Source organism: Salmonella sp. SJTUF14076, from assembly GCF_015534835.1.
GTDB classification, from domain to species: domain Bacteria; phylum Pseudomonadota; class Gammaproteobacteria; order Enterobacterales; family Enterobacteriaceae; genus Salmonella; species Salmonella enterica.
The window spans coordinates 1,991,030-2,008,226 of the sequence record NZ_CP064674.1 but is presented as its reverse complement, the minus strand read 5'-3'; the positions used below and the strand labels follow the sequence as shown (position 1 = coordinate 2,008,226).

Below are 17,197 nucleotides of genomic sequence, written 5' to 3'. Positions count from 1 at the left end.
CTATCACCTCGGTTCCGCTTTTGGCGATGTGGGTACGCTTGCCGGCGGGGCTGCCGCAGGCTGTTGTAATACACTTACCGGCTCATTCTGGCTTTCAGCGTTTTCATGCAAAATGGCCTGTTCCGCCTGTTTGTTTAACACCAGCAGGCTTATGCGGCGGTTGATGGCATCATCAGGACCGCGATCGCTCAGCCGCATCGTGGCGGCCATGCCAACCACCCGTAATACTTTTCCGTTATCCAGCCCGCCAGCGACCAGTTCGCGACGCGAGGCATTGGCGCGATCGGCGGATAACTCCCAGTTGCTATAGCCTTTTTCGCCGTTCGCGTAGGGAAAGTCATCGGTATGGCCGGCCAGGCTAATGCGATTAGGTATACCGTTTAACACTGGCGCAATCGCACGCAGGATATCGCGCATATACGGCTCAACTTCGGCGCTGCCGGTTTTAAACATCGGGCGGTTCTGGCTGTCGATAATCTGGATACGCAACCCCTCCTGAACCAAATCAATTTTCAGATGCGGACGTAACGCGCGCAGTTTGGGATCGGATTCGATCAGTTGATCCAGATCGCCGCGCAGTTTGTTTAACCGACTCTGCTCCATCCGTTTTTTCAGCTCGTCGATATTCGGCTGCTTTTCCACTTCACCCTGCTGTTGGGTGTAATCATCGCCGCCGCCTGGTATCGGGCTCTCGCTATTGGCAATCCGATTTCCCCCCGTTACCGCGGTGGCCAACGGCGTACGAAAATATTCGGCAATCTGAATTAATTCTTTAGGGCTGGAGATGGAAATCAGCCACATCACCAGAAAAAAAGCCATCATCGCCGTCATAAAATCGGCGTAGGCAATTTTCCAGGAACCGTGCGCCCCGCCGCCGTGCGGTTTGTGCCTGCGGCGTTTTACGACGACAATGGGATGAGCCTGATTTTTCATGCTTCCTCAGTCGTCTGCTGCTGGTTTGGGTTTCTCACTGCGCGAACGTGTTCTTCCAACTCAATAAACGATGGACGCTCACTGGAATAAAGCGTTTTACGACCAAATTCCACGGCAATCGGCGGCGCATAGCCGTTCAGATTAGACAGCAGTGTAATTTTTACGCACTGCATCATCTTGGTGGTTTCGGCGCTCTTCTGGCGCAAAACGGTCGCTAACGGTGAAATGAATCCATAAGCCAGTAAAATACCGAGGAACGTACCTACCATGGCATGGGCAATCAGAGCCCCCAACTCCGCTGCCGGACGATCGGCTGAAGCCAGAGCGTGAACCACCCCCATTACCGCCGCGACGATACCAAAGGCAGGCAGCGAATCCCCCACCATCGCCAGACTGTTGGCCGGGACTTCCGCCTCGCTTTCATGGGTTTCAATCTCTTCATCCATCAACGCTTCAATTTCGAACGTATTCATGTTGCCGCTGATGATCAGGCGCAGATAATCGACAATAAAATCAAGCATTACCGCATCGGCCAGAATACGCGGATAACTGGCGAAGATTTCACTCTCTTTCGGATTTTCAATGTCGCGTTCAAGGGAGAACATCCCCTGCTGGCGTGATTTGGCCATCAGGCGATAGAGCAACGCCAGCAAATCCATGTACATAGATTTTGTGTATTTCGAACGACGAAATAACAACGGGATCGCTTTCATCGTGCCTTTGATGGCCTTCCCGTTGTTGCCGACAATGAACGCCCCTATCCCCGCGCCGCCAATGATGACCAGTTCAGCAGGTTGATAGAGTGCCCCAAGGTGTCCGCCGGTCATGACATAACCGCCGAAAACTGTACCGATAACCACCAGGTAACCTAATAAGATAAGCACGACATCATCCTTCCGCTGTTGACTATGACAGGATGCGCAGTCGGGCGATTAACGCGAAGGCAAGGCAAAAAAAAGCAGCGGTAATAACTTACCGCTGCTGGAGTGTTTGTCCACACCGTTTCGGTTAAACAGCCTGTTCGATCTGTTCATCCAGCAGTTGTGGAATAATATCGGCAGCATCTCGGGAAAGTTTACGTCTTTTTACTGCGCGGGATGGCGGCTGGCATAAACTACACGCAAAGCTGCCTACGGGCTGATGCGCATGGGTAATAAAGTTCCCACCGCAGCAGTTACAGCTCGACAATTCGAGCAGCCCACTTTCAACAAAACGCACCAACGTCCATGCGCGAGTCAGCGCCAACAACGGCCCTTCAGGCGGTTGCGGACACTGCTCAAGATAAAGCCGATAAGCTTTAATCACCGCATCCACACCGCTGCATAAGCCGGCTTTCAGTAAAAATTGCCAGGCGTTGCAGAACATGGAGGCATGAATATTTTGCTCCCAGGTCATAAACCAGTCTGTCGAAAATGGCAGCATCCCTTTAGGCGGCGGGCTACCGCGTAATTCTTTGTACAGCCTGATGAGGCGACCACGGCTGAGCTGTGTTTCGCTTTCCAGCATTTGTAGACGAGCGCCAAGATTAATCAACTCCATCGCCAACTGGATATCGCGAGCTTCCTGAACAATGCTTTTTTCACTCATTATCATGCCCTTTTCTTACGCGCCGTATCGTCCACTTCATTGAGCAGACGCGTTGAAAGCATGATACCTGTGTGAATCTGCTGTAAGTCATCGACGCGCGAATCCTGAGTCAAACGGGTGATCGTCTGATGATCGTCAAACCGGAAATGACAAACTAACTGGTTCGTCTCCGCCAGTTTGACCATCTGCGGCAGGGTCAACGCGCCCAGTGTGTTTGCCATCTCTTCGTTGATACCGAGGCGGAACATCGCAGATGCTTTGTCCTGGACGATCAAACGCTGTGCAAGGAGTAAATATGACAAATTGATGTCATAAATGTGTTTTAGCAACTCGGATGTATGCATTGTTCCCATCCAGAATAACCAACTTTATTTTTGTGCGACGTAGCCGCACCCCGTGATGTCGCCGGGAAGGCCCGGTAAAAGAAGCAAAAAGGTCAAATGCATAGCAGCGCTCAGACATTATGGACATTGTGACGTATAACGCAGCCTCCCACTGAGATTCGCCTTACACGTTTACATCAATTTTTACAAATGCCTAAGATTTTTCCTAATTCGACGCAACTCTACTCGTCAGCTTCGTGACATACAACGGAGCGGGACGGCGATTTTAGAAAATATGTGATGTAGATCACATAATTTAACAGAATACTTACGATAAAACCATCAGCATGGCTTTTACTTTGTTTAATTAATAACCTAATGTTCACTTTTTCTATTCCACACTGCTGAATAGGGGTACGTCAACACCAAATTCTTTTTTGTTTCTCTCTGTTAAAATAACGCCAGGATAATAGATAACAGGCTATTATTTCTATTTTAGAAACGATTTTATTTTACCTTTAGTAAACAGTGGCTTAAATATTAAACGTTATTAATTAATCTCGTCACAGCATACGCCCTCCGCTGTTAAAAATAAGCTCATTTGATTTAACTTTTAGCTTTCCTTGTTCACCCGTTTAAATGAAGCATCCGGGTGGTGTGTAAAAAGTGTCTTATGCCACGATTCTTTACATAAGAATAATTAATGATTAATTATGATGTCCTTCACATTAATGTGGCATTAGCGCATTGCAGAAATGCGATAAACAGAGTAAAGCTAAAGCACAATCTCATATTCTTGCAATCAAGGAGCGAGTTATGAGCTACACCCATATTCTTGTCGCCGTTGCCGTCACCCCGGAAAGTCACCAGCTACTGGCTAAAGCGGTCTCTATCGCCCGCCCTGTTCAGGCGAAAATAAGCCTGATTACTCTCGCTTCCGATCCTGAACTGTATAACCAGTTCGCTGCGCCCATGATGGAGGATTTACGCGCGGTTATGCATGAAGAGACCGAGAATTTTCTTAAGATGCTGGGGGAAAATGCGGATTATCCGATTGAACAAACTTTCATCGCATCAGGTGAGTTAAGCCAGCATATTTTGGCTGTGTGCCGCAAACACCATGTTGATCTGGTCATTTGCGGCAACCATAACCACAGTTTCTTTTCGCGCGCGTCCTGCTCGGCAAAAAGTGTCGTCAGCGCCAGCCAGGTAGATGTGTTGCTGGTGCCGTTAGCGGGCGACTAGTCGCCGCTCGCGATATTTCAGGCCAGCTTAGGGAACGTCGCCACGTTGTTCTGCTGCTGACGCTCAGGGCTACGCGGCGTGACCTCCTTTAGGTCATGAATAAAACGCTCCTGCCAGCGGTTAATGTCATTTTTAACGATCACGTCCAGCATTTCCGCATGGCGCGAAATACGCTCGGCAAGGGGCATCGTTAACGCGCGATTGAGCGCCGCCGCCACGTCATCCCGATCGTAAGGATTGACGATTAACGCCGACGTCAGTTCATTCGCCGCGCCGGCAAACTGTGACAGTACCAGTACGCCAGGGTTAGCGGGATCCTGCGCGGCGACAAACTCTTTCGCCACCAGGTTCATCCCGTCACGCAACGGGGTGACGAGCCCGACGTCTGAATAACGGAATATCTTCATTAACAGTTTACGGTCGAAATGTTGATTCAGATAATAGAGCGGCGTCCAGCCCAATTGTCCATATTTCCCATTAATCCGGCCTGCTTCCGTCTCAAGCTGGTGGCGAATATCCTGGTATGCCTGTACTTCGCCGCGTGATGTAGGCGCAATTTGGGTATAACGAATTTTTCCCCGATGCTGCGGATAGTTTTCCAGTAGCGCTTCATACGCCAGAAAACGTTCCGGCAGCCCTTTCGAATAATCCAGCCGCTCAACGGAAAAAATATTCTTCACATTTTTCAGTTCCGCCTTGAGCTGCGCCAGTTTAGGCGGCAACGGCCCGGCAGCCTGCAGAGCAATCTCATCGGGCTCAATACCGATAGGATACACTTCTGTCTGGAAGTCTTTCCCCCACGCGATATGCTGCTTGCCGCTGCGAGTCGTGACTCGCGTTTGACTCGAAAGACTATCCAGAAAAGCCAGGCGATCATTTTCCGTCTGGAACCCGAGCAGATCAAAGTCACACAACTGCTCCAGCAGTTCATCATGCGGCGGTAAAGCGTTAAAAATCTCCGGGGTCGGGAATGGAATATGCAGGAAAAAACCAATTCGGTTGTTCACGCCGCGTTTACGCAGCTCGCTGGCAAACGGTAACAGGTGGTAGTCATGCACCCAAATGATGTCGTTCTCTTTAATGAGGGGCAATAACTTATCCGCTAATAACGCATTCACCCGCATATAGCCTTCCCATGCAGGACGCTGAAACTGTACCAGGTCCAGACGATAGTGGAACGCAGGCCAGAGAACCGCATTGGAAAATTGACAGTAATAATCTTCGTAATCTTGTTCACTCAGGTTAAACGATGCCCAGGTAATATTACCTTTTGTCACCTTTTTTAATGGCTCATCCTCGTTACCTGTCTCGCCACTCCAGCCGAACCACAACCCGCCAGCCGCTTTTAGCGCGCCAAGCACGCCAACGGCGAGGCCGCCGGCGCCGCCTTTATTATCCGGGGGGGCAATTCGATTAGATACTACGACTAAACGACTCATAGCCATCTCTCCTGTTATTCATTACTTGTTGTTCTTGTTGTGGATAATTGATTTGTTCCAGCCAGCGCCAGACATCGGGTACGCTTTCCAGCCGCCATGCCGCCTGGGTTGCCCCGACACCCACTTTTACGGAAATTCCGCCAGCGTGATTCACCACGCCAAAGCCAGCCTCATCGGTCAAATCGTCGCCCACAAAAACGGGAATCCGTCCCGCAAAGGGCGCCTCCTGCATAAAGGCGGCAATGGCTTCGCCTTTATTGGTTCCCTTAGGTTTGATTTCCACAACACATTTACCAGGCTGCAACGCCAGTTGCGGCCAGTGCTGCGTAACGTGTTGCGCAAGCGCCAACAGCGCCGCTTCATGTTCCGGAGCCTGACGGTAGTGCAGCGCAAATGCCATCCCCTTCGTCTCCAGCTCCGTTCCGGGCAGCGCTACAAGCGTCGAACGTAATAACGCCTCTACCTCACGGACTACCGCTTCAGGAAGGCGCACGATATGGGTTTTACCATTGATGTCACGACGCTCTGCCCCGTGAACGCCAGCGAGTGGAAAGCGAAAAGGCTTCGCCAAAGCATCCAGCTCAGTCATTGAACGCCCTGAAATCAATGCCAGTGCCCCTGCGTTGTGCGCCGCGAGACGGTCTAACAACTGAAGGATTTTATGCGGTACCACTACCTGATCGGGATGAGGCTTTATCTCTGCCAATGTGCCATCAAGGTCAAAAAAATACGCATAGTTCGCAGTGAGTTCGGGGGATACGGTTAACGGTTCTGCCACCCTGGTCTCCTCCTTATCATCATATTGAGACTCACAAACGGTCTCATTAGTCATGTAAGTATAGACAGTGTGACGCTGCTCGCCATTTAGAAAGACCATCGCCAGCCGGGGTAGCGGCTGGCGATGACGTGAAGCTATACTGTTTAGTTGAGTATTAATTCATCAAATCGTACGCTTCGCTTTTTGCTTATAATGGTCGAAGATAACTGTTGTCAGAAGGATTCAGCCGCGAACCATACACTGTGCAAAAGGTGAAATGTTGAGCAGGTTCATCGCGCTCTCCACCGCTCCTGATATCAGTACGCTCGCCACCACATATGAGACTTTTCCGAGGCCGCCTTTCAGGAATCCCCCCCCTAAGACACACGCAGAAATAACGATTAACTCATAACCCAGGGAAGTCATTGACCTGCTTTAGCGTTTTTTATGTAGGGTAAAATCAAACGATTCTTGTTAGAGAAGACGTAAAACGGTGCACTGTCTTTCATTCATTAGATAAATGCTGATGGCGGGAATAGTTTTAGCGGAAAATGACATAACCCAGAGCGAATTCATCAGCCAAAAGGCAGGAAAGCCAGCACATTAATCCATAACATCAGCCAGCTAATCCTTACGGCCCTGGGTGAATAACGATTACCAGGGATAATAGATATGTTCAGCCTGTTCGCGAACCGGCGCATCGTCTCCCAGCAGTCTGGCGGAAAGGGTTAGCGCGAAATCAAAGACATGACCCAACCCTTTGCCGCTAATTAAATTACCATCTTCAACCACGGGCGCATCCACATAGACACCTTCCGGAACCGCTTTCCACAGATCGCCGGAACAGACATAACGACGCCCCTTCAGCAATCCGTGAGCACCCAGCACCCTTGCCGCCGCGGAACAGATAGGACAAATTAATTTGCCTGCCGCATCATGACGCGCAACGAAAGCGATCACCGCCGGATTAGCCGCCAGATTAGCGCTCCCCTGCGGACCGCCCGGTAGCACTACCGCATCGAAAAGCGCCTGCTGGCGTTCACTCAGCGTGCTGTCCGCAACCATAGGAATATCATGGTAACTCACCACCGCCCGTGATTCAGCACACGCCAGCGTTTCGACGTCGATATGCAAACGTCGCAGAATATCAAGAGTAACAATGGCCTCTGCTTCTTCAAATCCTGGTGCCAACAGCACCGCGACCTTTTTCATTGACTGCTCCTTGTTAACGAGTCACCCAGCAAAACTGCGCTCAACCGAATAACGTGCTCGTATGATTAATGATATTAAAAATGATCTACCGCAAAATCGGCTAGTTTATAAAAACAGGCATATTTGCTCTCAACCGTTTATGCGTGTGATATCCAGACTGGCTAATGTTTATTTTATTGAAATTACCATACTTGAAAGGCTCACCTCATGATCTGAAACAATGTTCCATAAAACAGAAAAAATATAATATCTTTTATCTTTCAAATAGTTACAAGAATGACATACCAAAAATCATTACACCTGAAAAAATCACACCGCTGAAAATGTAAAAAAAGATAAACAATTGCATTTAAGGATTTTCTTATTTTTATTGATGCGCTATTCTCATTACCGATCGATAAACAGGAAATGAGATCGCATAAGGGACTGGCGGAACGGAGTTCTTCTGCTAAGAGTATTTATTGTGCATAGAGGTAAGAATGTGACAACGGCCCGTTGCATTCTCGTCTGTCATGCACATCAACACTTTCTGGAAATAAGGATATTGTTATGGCAGCTGTAGGAATGGTTCAAAAGCTCAACACGCCAATGAACCTTGAGTTTTACGCATCAAATCTTTACCTCCATCTAAGCGAATGGTGTTCTGAACACAGTTTAACAGGCACCGCCACCTTTCTTCGTACCCAGGCGCAAGGCAACGTGACGCAAATGATGCGCATGTTTAATTTTATGAAAAACGCCGGCGCCACCCCTATCGTTAAAGCCATTGACGTTCCGGGTGAAGAGCTCTGCTCTCTGGAAGAATTGTTCCAGAAAACCCTGGAGGATTATCAGCAACGCGCCAGCACGCTGTCGCGTCTGGCAGATGAAGCGAAAGCGCTGAATGATGCCTCAACGCTCGATTTTCTCCATACCCTGGAAAAAGAGCAGCAGCAGGATGGCGTACTTTTACAAACTATTCTCGAAGAAGTTCGCAGCGCTAAACGAGCAGGGTTATGTCTGGCGCAAACCGATCAGCATCTCCTTAACGTCGTGACCTATCAGCATCACTGATAGCGGCTCCCCGAGCGACAATATTGAGACGTTATTAGCCGGATAGCAACGCGAAGCAGCTTATCCGGCCTACACCGTTTCTGGTCTGTTTGCCAGAGGTGGCGCCTGTCGCTACTGGCGTATTATCGGCACATCATGCCAGCCGACAGGCGCGAAACGTCTCTGTCTTGTCCGGGCATTACCCCAGCATCTCACGTACAAACGCTTCTATTTCTTTATTCTGGCCGTTTTCAAACAAACATTGCTGGAAACGCGGCCCTGAAACCGCCGTTTTAACCAGTTCAGGATCGATAGCCCGCAGTGTATCCAGATAATTCTCTTTGACGACCGCGGCCTTAACCTGATTCAAAATGCCCGCATTGCGTACCTGCGGCGCTTTGCGCTCAGGCGGATACCCCTCACCTTTACGCCCGGTAAACGCTTTTTCAAAGATGAAACGCACGTTCAGCTCAGCGCCCCAGCCAAAGCCTTTCGCAAATGGCAGGGACAACGCATTGCCGTTGTTGATCTGCGCAAACAGAAAAGCATCTGCCGGATCGATGCAATAGCCACAAATGACACCTGGATGAATATTTAACGACATCAGCGCGCCCTGACCAGTGCCACAGCCAGTAACCACAAAATCAACCGCGTTTGCATTAAGCAGAATACTCGCCATGATGCCTAAATGAATGTACGTCAGGTGATGGTCATTTTCGTCGCACATGCCGACGTTAAAAACGGGAAATCCCTTTTCATTGGCGACGGCGCTAAGTTCGTTATAAATGATGGCATTTTTGCTGGCCTGGCTATTTTCCATCATCAGTGCAATTTTCATCGTGTTCCTCCTGAATGCAGACGGTCGCGTCTGCGTAAATCATGACGTTTTGCCCACACTACACACTTGAGAACACGCATTCAAATTTAATGAAACTAAGTTTCATTAAATGAAGAGACGCTCACACATTTTCTGTTCCCGCTGTAAACCTCCTGCCGTTACCTTTAATCAAGGCGAATCCGTAAGTTATTCCAGCCATTGACGGTGCAAGACACGAGGTAGCATGGTCTGATACCGAATTGTCGGAGCGATTTTATGAAGCCTCTTATTTTTACTCTTTCACTGCTAGCCCTGACGGGATGCACCATTACTCGACAAGCGCAGGTCAGCGAAGCCAGCCCGATAAGCGGCATCGTGCGCCTGACGTATAACCAGCCGCTATTTTTTACTTCACGGACAGATGACTATGTATCTCACGGGACCGCAACACGCGAATGCCAGCAGATGGGCTATGCCGATGCCGTTTCGTTTGGTCAGCCGGTAGGAACCTGTAGCATTTATGCGGGCTCGTTGTGTCTGAACACCCGATTTACCCTCTCCTGGCAGTGCCGGGGCGTTGCCGTCCCGCAAATTATGCCGCTTTATTATTAAGGCGGCTGGCTTAACGCCGACACCATGTACAATGGAGGAGAGCGCAGGGTCGCTATTGCCAGCATGAAGATGCTGGCTTTCCTTTATTTTTATACCCTATACACTGGCGTTAATGCGTTTTATTCCCATTCGTATTTTTAATAATTAAATTTAATATTTTACCTTTTGCAAATAATAAAATAACAAATTATAGTGGCGCCACATTACTGTATATCTTTTGCTATTTGTGGAGCGGAACCATGCTGAAAACAGAAATGATCGACAAACTGAATGAGCAAATGAATCTGGAGTTGTACTCCTCCCTGCTCTATCAACAAATGAGCGCGTGGTGTAGCTATCATAGTTTTGAAGGCGCAGCCGCATTTCTTCGTCGCCATGCGCAAGAAGAGATGACGCATATGCAGCGCCTGTTTGACTACCTTACCGATACCGGAAGCCTGCCGCGCATTCATACCGTTTCTTCGCCCTTCGCTGAGTACGCCTCGCTGGATGAGCTGTTCCGCGCGACCTATGAGCATGAGCAGCTTATTACGCAAAAAATTAATGAACTGGCTCATGCCGCAATGACCAGCCAGGATTATCCGACATTTAATTTCTTGCAGTGGTATGTGGCAGAACAGCATGAAGAAGAAAAACTGTTCAAATCTATTATTGATAAATTAACGCTGGCGGGAAAAAGCGGCGAAGGGCTTTATTTCATTGATAAAGAACTCTCCACCCTGGATACGCAAAATTAATCCAGCAAGTCCTTACACGGTGAGACGCGCTCTCACCGTGGCGTATTAATGGCGGCAGATTTTACTCTCATGCGTTGAAAAACCGTCCTCCACGGCAATAAACTTTCCTTTCGCCGCCAGAAACGCGACCAGTTCCGCCGCCGTCATATCTGACGCTGAACAGGTGTGAAATCGTGCCCGCTCGCCAAAGCGCGCTTTTATTGCCGCCTCCAGCGAGGTATGCGTGTACTGCTCGCCAGACTCAATCATCATGTTGAGCACTTCGTGACCATGAATGGAATCCATAACCCCTCCTGAATAAAACTCGTAGCCTAATGTGTCCGTGTACGAGCGACTTTGCGCTAGCGCAGGTTTACGGCGGTTGTCCGCGTCTCCTTCCATATTCGCTTTTATGCCCGGAACTGTAAATTTTACAGTACACCCATTGTAACGACCATTTGACGAAAATAGCGTAATGCCTTACCCTGCGCCGCGGATATCACCGTTCTTTGTTACCGGGGTAGTAGAAAGCGTGAAAAACAGAACTCTGGGCAGTATTTTTATCGTGGCAGGCACCACTATCGGCGCCGGGATGCTGGCAATGCCGCTGGCAGCGGCTGGCGTTGGTTTCAGCGTCACGCTGGGATTGTTGATTGGTCTGTGGGCGCTGATGTGTTATACCGCGCTACTATTACTGGAAGTATATCAACACGTTCCGGCGGATACTGGGCTGGGCTCGTTGGCAAAACGCTATCTTGGACGTTACGGACAGTGGCTTACGGGATTCAGTATGATGTTCTTAATGTATGCGCTCACCGCCGCCTACATTTCCGGAGCCGGAGAATTACTGGCATCCAGTATTAATAACTGGCTTGGCGCCACGCTCTCGCCCGCTGCCGGGGTGCTGCTGTTCACCTTTGTTGCCGGTGGGGTGGTGTGTGTGGGCACCTCGCTGGTCGACCTTTTTAACCGCTTCCTGTTTAGCGCGAAGATCATTTTTCTGGTCATCATGCTTGCGTTGCTCACGCCACATATTCATAAAGTAAATCTTCTTACGCTTCCTTTACAGCAGGGGCTGGCGTTATCCGCCATACCGGTCATTTTCACCTCTTTTGGTTTTCACGGAAGCGTACCGAGTATTGTGAGTTATATGAACGGCAACATTCGCCGGCTGCGTTGGGTCTTTATGACGGGTAGCGCCATTCCGTTAGTGGCCTATATTTTTTGGCAGCTCGCCACGCTGGGAAGTATCGACTCGCCGACATTCAGAGGGCTACTGGCCAGCCATGCCGGGTTAAATGGCCTGCTGCAGGCGCTCAGAGAAGTGGTCGCTTCGCCACATGTCGAACTGGCGGTCCACCTGTTCGCCGATCTGGCGCTGGCGACCTCTTTTCTGGGCGTAGCGCTAGGATTATTTGATTACCTGGCCGATCTATTCCAGCGCCGCAGTACGGTGTCCGGACGCCTGCAAACCGGGCTGATTACCTTTCTGCCGCCGCTGGCGTTTGCGCTTTTCTACCCACGCGGATTTGTGATGGCATTAGGCTATGCCGGCGTAGCGCTGGCAGTGCTGGCACTGCTCATCCCTGCTATGCTGGTCTGGCAGTGCCGTAAACAGAGCCCTCAGGCGGGCTATCGTGTGGCAGGCGGCACACCAGCGCTGGCGCTGGTGTTTATCTGCGGCATTGTCGTGATTGGCGTCCAGTTTTCGATCGCACTGGGGTTTCTGCCCGATCCAGGTTAATGTCAGGCAAAGATTACCGGGCCCGGACGCCGTCCAGGCTCGATAATCGTCACGCTATGGCCGTTTACGAGCCATTAATGCAGGCAGCACTGCTTAAATTTTTTGCCGCTCCCGCATGGACAAGGATCGTTACGCCCAACTTTCACCTCTGCTTTTATCGGCATCTGTAGCGGCGTCGTGTGCGGATGCGCCATCCACCAGGCATGCAGCTCAAGCGCCGCGATACGGATAGCGTCAACGCTTTTATCGAACGCTTCCGGGCTCATTTTATCCAACAGCGCAAAGTTTTCTTCAGTGCCGTGTAAGGCAATCGCTTCCAGCGCCGGTTTTAGCGTATCCGGCAAGTCAGACCAGTCGGACAGCGACACTCCGCGCATGTAACCAAAGCACCATTCTTCAACAATCGTTAATTCATGGCCATCAACTTCTCGCAGGCCAAACAGCGGCTCGAACTGTTCTGGATAGTCTTCAAGCCGGGCGACTGCATCCGCCATGTGCTGGAACACCAGATCCATAAATCGCGTCATTTCTTTTTCAGATGTCCAGCGCGGTACGTACGCGGGTCCCCCCCATATCGCGACCAGCCACTGTTCCGGCTCGATGGGACGCGGAGAACTTAGTACCGCAGTAATCAGACCGTCCAGCTCCGCGACATCCAAAATGGCCTGATCGGTATTGTATTTCGTCAGCACATCATCCAGCCATTCCAGCTCGTTCTCGTTTAATGGTTCCATTTTCATAACGCTTTTCCTCAGTGATGACTTCCGCCTGTAGGCCTCTTACATTGCAGCGGATAAAAATAATTTTTTTGCAGGCAGTTTGGATGGCAACCATCAGGGGCCAGATTAACACGAAATGAGGAGGATTCCGGAAGTTAACGCACAAAAGGAGGATCAGGGCGCAGATTTTCCGCCAGGAAGCGCTCGCCCCATACAAAAGCGAGAGATGGGTTTCTCGCTATATTATACTCATGCTAACTTATACCACCGCCGCGGACAGATAAAACCGCCCTCTCAAATAGAGCTTATTTTCAGTAAAAAAGTGTTTAATGAGTTCGTCTACCGCTTCTCTGTCAGCAGAAAAGGTTATTTCCATAAACAGCGTATCGTACCCTATTTTGATATTTTTTTTCTTACAGTAAACACGGATCTCATCCTGCACACTCAGCAACGGCAGGCTAAATGTGTATAGCGGTTGCGGTTCTTTTTTCGCCGCTTTCTCAAAAACTTTAGTGACCAGATCCCCAAGATCGCGCTCTGACCGGGCACCGTTATTAAAATGCAATAAATTACGTCTTTTTACCACCCAGCCTCCAGCCAGATACCGCCAACAATAACTCTCACTTCAATGTGTGAGGCACATAATCACATCCAGAATCAGCTCCAGATAGTATTTCAAATAAACAGCCCGCACTATAGCGCATACTTTTTTCAGACACAGTTTACAGGGATACTCTCTTTATATCCACGCGCACGGTTGCCTTAATCATGTCTTCCGCGATAACACAGTTTGTCAACCTATTCTATATAACCAAGCTTAAACAGAACCTTACCAGCCAGCGATATCAGCTCAGGATTTTCAGGATAAAAACGCAGTAACGGCAAAAATACCGCCTCACCGATAATGCTCCGGCTATTAGCATGGTTTGGGCGCAATCCCCAGATATTCTGATAAGTCATCGGCACGACCTGCCCATTCATGGTTGTGTTACCGATATACAGCATAATATGCCCTGGAATATAGACCAGCGTAGTAAACGGTTTTCCGTATCTGGTGAGATAATCGATCCGCATTTGGGGATTTTTATGACTAAGATCGACCACCCGTCCAGCAGACTCTACCTGCGCGGATGAATGTCTGGGCAGGAATATGCCAAACGGCATTAACAGGCTGCGGACTTCGGCTGAACAATCATTATAAAAGTTAAAATTTCCCCAACCGTAGGGGGCGCCGTGCATTGCTTTCATTAGCACGGCGATATTTTCCGGCGTCATTTTCCACGGCATAGCCGTAAACTCGTTACCGCTTAGCCAGACCCAATGGATAAACGCGCGACCGTTGCTGCCGCGAACTGGCGCCGCAATCAGGAACTGGCCCGCCCGTTGATGTCGGAACGGTAAAATAGTGCCCGGTCGCCCGGTGAAATAATAGACGCCTGCGGCATGGACAGAAACCGGCGCGTTGATAAATGCCCCCAGTTGCTTGTGAGCGAGCAAAACCCACTGTGTTATAAATTTCTGATCCGTACTGGCAATATCTTCACTATGAACCCAGCCAGTTACCGCTGGTGAAACGACATATTGCCAGCGTTGGTCTTTGCTCTTCGTCAGCGTATAGACCGGCGTACCGGGACGCAGCGAAGACATTTGTAAATTATCAAACGGGTACCCCTCGCCCGCCTGACGGGGATCGTTAAAGAGCGGGTCGTCCGTTGGCAGCGCTCTGACTAAACTTTCCCTGACCATAATGCCTCGCCGGGAGGCATGATAGATATTGTCAATCTGCGTATCCGTATTCCCTCTAACCTCCTCTTTCCAGCGAGAGGTATAAAGTCTGAAGTTTTCCCCCCAATAAGTACTGCCGTCGCTAAGAAACTGCTTAATACTGGCATCCCGGGCCTGTGCTGCGTTTTTTTTCAGCAATGCGGTAATATAAAAATCATTCCACGGCGAGTGCGCTTCACTGTCCATTCCGAAATAATGAGATTTTAGTGCGCTAAAGTAGCGTTGTTGGGTAGCACTATCAATAACCGGAATAGTGTAATCAGCCGAGTCCGGAGGTATCCATTTATCAACCGACTGTGAATAATCCGCTAACGGAAAGCGTGTTTTTGTCGGGTCAATATAGCTCCCTGTGAGAATTTCATCTTTGGCTGTTGATCGGTTGGTCGTCTGGTGGCAAGCGGTGAGGCACAATGGCATCAATAAAACGGCCCAGGTTTTCTTTTGCATCATCATCTCCGTAAAGCGGGGAAAGCATAATATAGAGACTGACCAAAACCGCCATTCACGAAAACCCGAAATTATCTGTAGTTGACCTGTTATTAAGACAATATTGCAAAACGTGATTAAAGCATGAAGCGGATCACATTACCTAGTGATGAATATTAGTTCGCTATCTACCTTTAATTAAATTGTGCAGAAAATACTCCTGAACAGTTATATACTCGTTTAATTTGCATAAATACTCCACTGACCCGCCCCTGTTTTTTTCAGACAATACATACTGTAGCGCGTCAGTTCTACTTTTTTTATATACTCTGCAAAGTCATTTTCATCGACGTAGCCAATAAAATTACGCGCATCACATGTTGAAGAGGAAAGCTCTCCTGGAAGAGAGTAGGTTACGATTGCACTCTCAGGCTCATACAAAATAAAAAAAAGTAAAAAAGCGCAACCTACAATCCCAATATTAATGAAGCTAATAAATAATTTTGCATTATCGGTATATTTCACTGGCAGACCTACTCTCTTTAATAAAGCAGGCATAAAACATATCAGCATTTTTTATAGAGATTAATGGATTTTATCGGCTGATTTACCCGACGTTTAGTATTTACCAGGCATAAGTTCTTGCGGGTCGGTAGCACATAACTGTTGTACTGGCAGAAATGCCGCTACCGATGTTTTTTACTGTATATCGCGCTTGAGAGTTCACGCTCGCGGTCGGCATACAAACTGAAGGCACAAAAAAACCACCCGTAGGTGGTTTCACGACACTGCTTATTGCTTTGATTATTCTTGTCTTTCCCATGGTACCCGGAGCGGGACTTGAACCCGCACAGCGCGAACGCCGAGGGATTTTAAATCCCTTGTGTCTACCGATTCCACCATCCGGGCTCGGGAAAAATTGGAGGCGCGTTCCGGAGTCGAACCGGACTAGACGGATTTGCAATCCGCTACATAACCGCTTTGTTAACGCGCCAAATTTTTTTGGCTTTTCAGCCAGCATTCGCTTTACGCCAATGCTTTTAAACTGGAGCGGGAAACGAGACTCGAACTCGCGACCCCGACCTTGGCAAGGTCGTGCTCTACCAACTGAGCTATTCCCGCAGTATCAAGCAACTTTGTTAATCACTTGATTTTGTTATCGTCTGGCAATCAGTGCTGCCGTTCGATGCGTTGCATTCTACTTACCTGACGCACTGAGTCAACGATATTTTTCGTCACTCACGATCGTTTGCTGAAATTTGCGGCGAAACGATCACTGATCAAGCAAATCTCCACGTGCAGCGCTCAAATATTGCAACATGGACCACAATGTTAGCACCGCTGCGACAAAGAAAAGCGCGATCCCGGCATACTCTACCCAGATATTCGGACGCCACAAGAGCCACGCCAGCGCCACCATCTGCGCGGTAGTTTTGACTTTACCGATCCAGGAGACCGCTACACTACTGCGTTTGCCCAGCTCCGCCATCCATTCACGCAGAGCAGAGATAATAATTTCGCGGGCTATCATCGTCGCCGCAGGTAACGTCACCCACCAGCTATGATAATGCTCGGTGACCAGCACCATGGCGATCGCCACCAGCACCTTGTCGGCGACGGGGTCGAGGAAAGCGCCGAAACGCGTACTCTGGTTCCAGCGTCGCGCCAGAAAGCCGTCAAACCAGTCGGTAATCGCGGCAATACAGAAAATCAGCGCGCTGACCATCGGCGCCCAGGCGAACGGCAAATAAAACACCACGACAAAGAATGGAATCAGGATGACGCGAAACAGCGTGAGCAACGTAGGGATATTAAATTGCATAGTGACGGGTAACTATCTGTTGTCAGTG

20 protein-coding genes, 3 tRNA genes and 1 pseudogene are annotated in these 17,197 nt (G+C 49.3%); 6 read left to right on the top strand and 18 right to left on the bottom strand.

Annotation, left to right across the window (positions count from 1 at the left end):
- Positions 1 to 3: 3 nt before the first annotated feature.
- The 4 genes from motB to flhD form a co-directional block, all read right to left on the bottom strand.
- On the bottom strand, positions 4 to 933 hold the full coding sequence (gene motB, locus HU143_RS09745) for a flagellar motor protein MotB (protein ID WP_000795653.1): 930 nt from the start codon (positions 931 to 933) through the stop codon (positions 4 to 6).
- A complete protein-coding gene (gene motA / locus HU143_RS09740) occupies positions 930 to 1,817 on the bottom strand; it encodes a flagellar motor stator protein MotA (protein WP_000906312.1) in 888 nt (295 codons plus the stop codon). The genes motB and motA overlap by 4 nt, the downstream gene beginning before the upstream one ends.
- A gap of 124 nt (positions 1,818 to 1,941) precedes the next feature.
- Positions 1,942 to 2,526: a flagellar transcriptional regulator FlhC gene (gene flhC / locus HU143_RS09735; RefSeq protein WP_080229776.1), complete on the bottom strand. Its 585-nt coding sequence runs from the start codon at positions 2,524 to 2,526 to the stop codon at positions 1,942 to 1,944.
- Positions 2,523 to 2,864, bottom strand: coding sequence for a flagellar transcriptional regulator FlhD (gene flhD, locus HU143_RS09730; protein WP_001518146.1), 342 nt, complete (start codon positions 2,862 to 2,864; stop codon positions 2,523 to 2,525). The genes flhC and flhD overlap by 4 nt, the downstream gene beginning before the upstream one ends.
- A 682-nt stretch (positions 2,865 to 3,546) precedes the next feature.
- On the opposite strand from flhD, the gene HU143_RS09725 reads away from it, so the two are divergent.
- A complete protein-coding gene (locus HU143_RS09725) occupies positions 3,547 to 3,663 on the top strand; it encodes a hypothetical protein (RefSeq protein WP_001617301.1) in 117 nt (38 codons plus the stop codon).
- Positions 3,660 to 4,088 (top strand): universal stress protein UspC, encoded by a 429-nt coding sequence (gene uspC, locus HU143_RS09720; protein ID WP_023227471.1) that lies wholly within the window; start codon positions 3,660 to 3,662, stop codon positions 4,086 to 4,088. The genes HU143_RS09725 and uspC overlap by 4 nt, the downstream gene beginning before the upstream one ends.
- Positions 4,089 to 4,105: 17 nt before the next feature.
- Here uspC and otsA read toward each other — a convergent pair whose 3' ends face one another.
- From otsA to HU143_RS09700, 4 genes and pseudogenes are all read right to left on the bottom strand, one after another.
- Positions 4,106 to 5,527 (bottom strand): alpha,alpha-trehalose-phosphate synthase, encoded by a 1,422-nt coding sequence (gene otsA / locus HU143_RS09715; RefSeq protein WP_000089042.1) that lies wholly within the window; start codon positions 5,525 to 5,527, stop codon positions 4,106 to 4,108.
- Positions 5,502 to 6,305, bottom strand: coding sequence for a trehalose-phosphatase (otsB, locus tag HU143_RS09710; protein ID WP_000840114.1), 804 nt, complete (start codon positions 6,303 to 6,305; stop codon positions 5,502 to 5,504). The genes otsA and otsB overlap by 26 nt, the downstream gene beginning before the upstream one ends.
- Before the next feature lie 222 nt (positions 6,306 to 6,527).
- Positions 6,528 to 6,710 (bottom strand): annotated as a pseudogene (gene araH, locus HU143_RS09705) (L-arabinose ABC transporter permease AraH); the annotation flags it as partial.
- 228 nt (positions 6,711 to 6,938) lie between these two features.
- Positions 6,939 to 7,496 (bottom strand): DJ-1/PfpI family protein, encoded by a 558-nt coding sequence (locus HU143_RS09700; protein WP_000754800.1) that lies wholly within the window; start codon positions 7,494 to 7,496, stop codon positions 6,939 to 6,941.
- A gap of 549 nt (positions 7,497 to 8,045) precedes the next feature.
- On the opposite strand from HU143_RS09700, the gene HU143_RS09695 reads away from it, so the two are divergent.
- On the top strand, positions 8,046 to 8,549 hold the full coding sequence (locus HU143_RS09695) for a non-heme ferritin-like protein (protein ID WP_000741707.1): 504 nt from the start codon (positions 8,046 to 8,048) through the stop codon (positions 8,547 to 8,549).
- Between the two features lie 178 nt (positions 8,550 to 8,727).
- On the opposite strand, the gene HU143_RS09690 is transcribed toward HU143_RS09695, so the two are convergent.
- Entirely contained in the window at positions 8,728 to 9,366 is a 639-nt protein-coding gene (locus tag HU143_RS09690) for an RpiB/LacA/LacB family sugar-phosphate isomerase (RefSeq protein ID WP_000684804.1), read from the bottom strand.
- 255 nt (positions 9,367 to 9,621) lie between these two features.
- On the opposite strand from HU143_RS09690, the gene HU143_RS09685 reads away from it, so the two are divergent.
- Together HU143_RS09685 and ftnA are read left to right on the top strand one after the other, a co-directional pair.
- Positions 9,622 to 9,957, top strand: coding sequence for a YecR-like lipofamily protein (locus tag HU143_RS09685; RefSeq protein WP_000803229.1), 336 nt, complete (start codon positions 9,622 to 9,624; stop codon positions 9,955 to 9,957).
- 239 nt (positions 9,958 to 10,196) lie between these two features.
- Positions 10,197 to 10,694: a non-heme ferritin gene (gene ftnA, locus HU143_RS09680; RefSeq protein ID WP_000920611.1), complete on the top strand. Its 498-nt coding sequence runs from the start codon at positions 10,197 to 10,199 to the stop codon at positions 10,692 to 10,694.
- A gap of 45 nt (positions 10,695 to 10,739) precedes the next feature.
- On the opposite strand, the gene HU143_RS09675 is transcribed toward ftnA, so the two are convergent.
- A complete protein-coding gene (locus tag HU143_RS09675; RefSeq protein WP_000377238.1) occupies positions 10,740 to 10,979 on the bottom strand; it encodes a YecH family metal-binding protein in 240 nt (79 codons plus the stop codon).
- 226 nt (positions 10,980 to 11,205) lie between these two features.
- Here HU143_RS09675 and tyrP point away from each other — a divergent pair, with 226 nt between their 5' ends.
- Positions 11,206 to 12,417: a tyrosine transporter TyrP gene (gene tyrP / locus HU143_RS09670; RefSeq protein ID WP_001562965.1), complete on the top strand. Its 1,212-nt coding sequence runs from the start codon at positions 11,206 to 11,208 to the stop codon at positions 12,415 to 12,417.
- Positions 12,418 to 12,491: 74 nt separating this feature from the next.
- On the opposite strand, the gene HU143_RS09665 is transcribed toward tyrP, so the two are convergent.
- From HU143_RS09665 to pgsA, 8 genes are all read right to left on the bottom strand, one after another.
- A complete protein-coding gene (locus HU143_RS09665) occupies positions 12,492 to 13,157 on the bottom strand; it encodes a YecA family protein (RefSeq protein ID WP_023227470.1) in 666 nt (221 codons plus the stop codon).
- Positions 13,158 to 13,395: 238 nt separating this feature from the next.
- Positions 13,396 to 13,722, bottom strand: coding sequence for a glucose-6-phosphate dehydrogenase (locus tag HU143_RS09660; RefSeq protein WP_000240837.1), 327 nt, complete (start codon positions 13,720 to 13,722; stop codon positions 13,396 to 13,398).
- 212 nt (positions 13,723 to 13,934) lie between these two features.
- Positions 13,935 to 15,374, bottom strand: a complete 1,440-nt coding sequence (locus tag HU143_RS09655) for an SH3 domain-containing C40 family peptidase (protein ID WP_077909997.1) — start codon at positions 15,372 to 15,374, stop codon at positions 13,935 to 13,937.
- 213 nt (positions 15,375 to 15,587) lie between these two features.
- Positions 15,588 to 15,920, bottom strand: a complete 333-nt coding sequence (locus tag HU143_RS09650; RefSeq protein WP_001556026.1) for a hypothetical protein — start codon at positions 15,918 to 15,920, stop codon at positions 15,588 to 15,590.
- Between the two features lie 249 nt (positions 15,921 to 16,169).
- A tRNA-Leu gene (locus HU143_RS09645) sits at positions 16,170 to 16,256 on the bottom strand.
- 11 nt (positions 16,257 to 16,267) lie between these two features.
- Positions 16,268 to 16,341 (bottom strand) — tRNA-Cys (locus tag HU143_RS09640).
- 52 nt (positions 16,342 to 16,393) lie between these two features.
- Positions 16,394 to 16,469 (bottom strand) — tRNA-Gly (locus tag HU143_RS09635).
- Positions 16,470 to 16,620: 151 nt separating this feature from the next.
- Positions 16,621 to 17,169, bottom strand: a complete 549-nt coding sequence (gene pgsA / locus HU143_RS09630) for a CDP-diacylglycerol--glycerol-3-phosphate 3-phosphatidyltransferase (protein ID WP_001160192.1) — start codon at positions 17,167 to 17,169, stop codon at positions 16,621 to 16,623.
- Between the last annotated feature and the right edge of the window lie 28 nt (positions 17,170 to 17,197).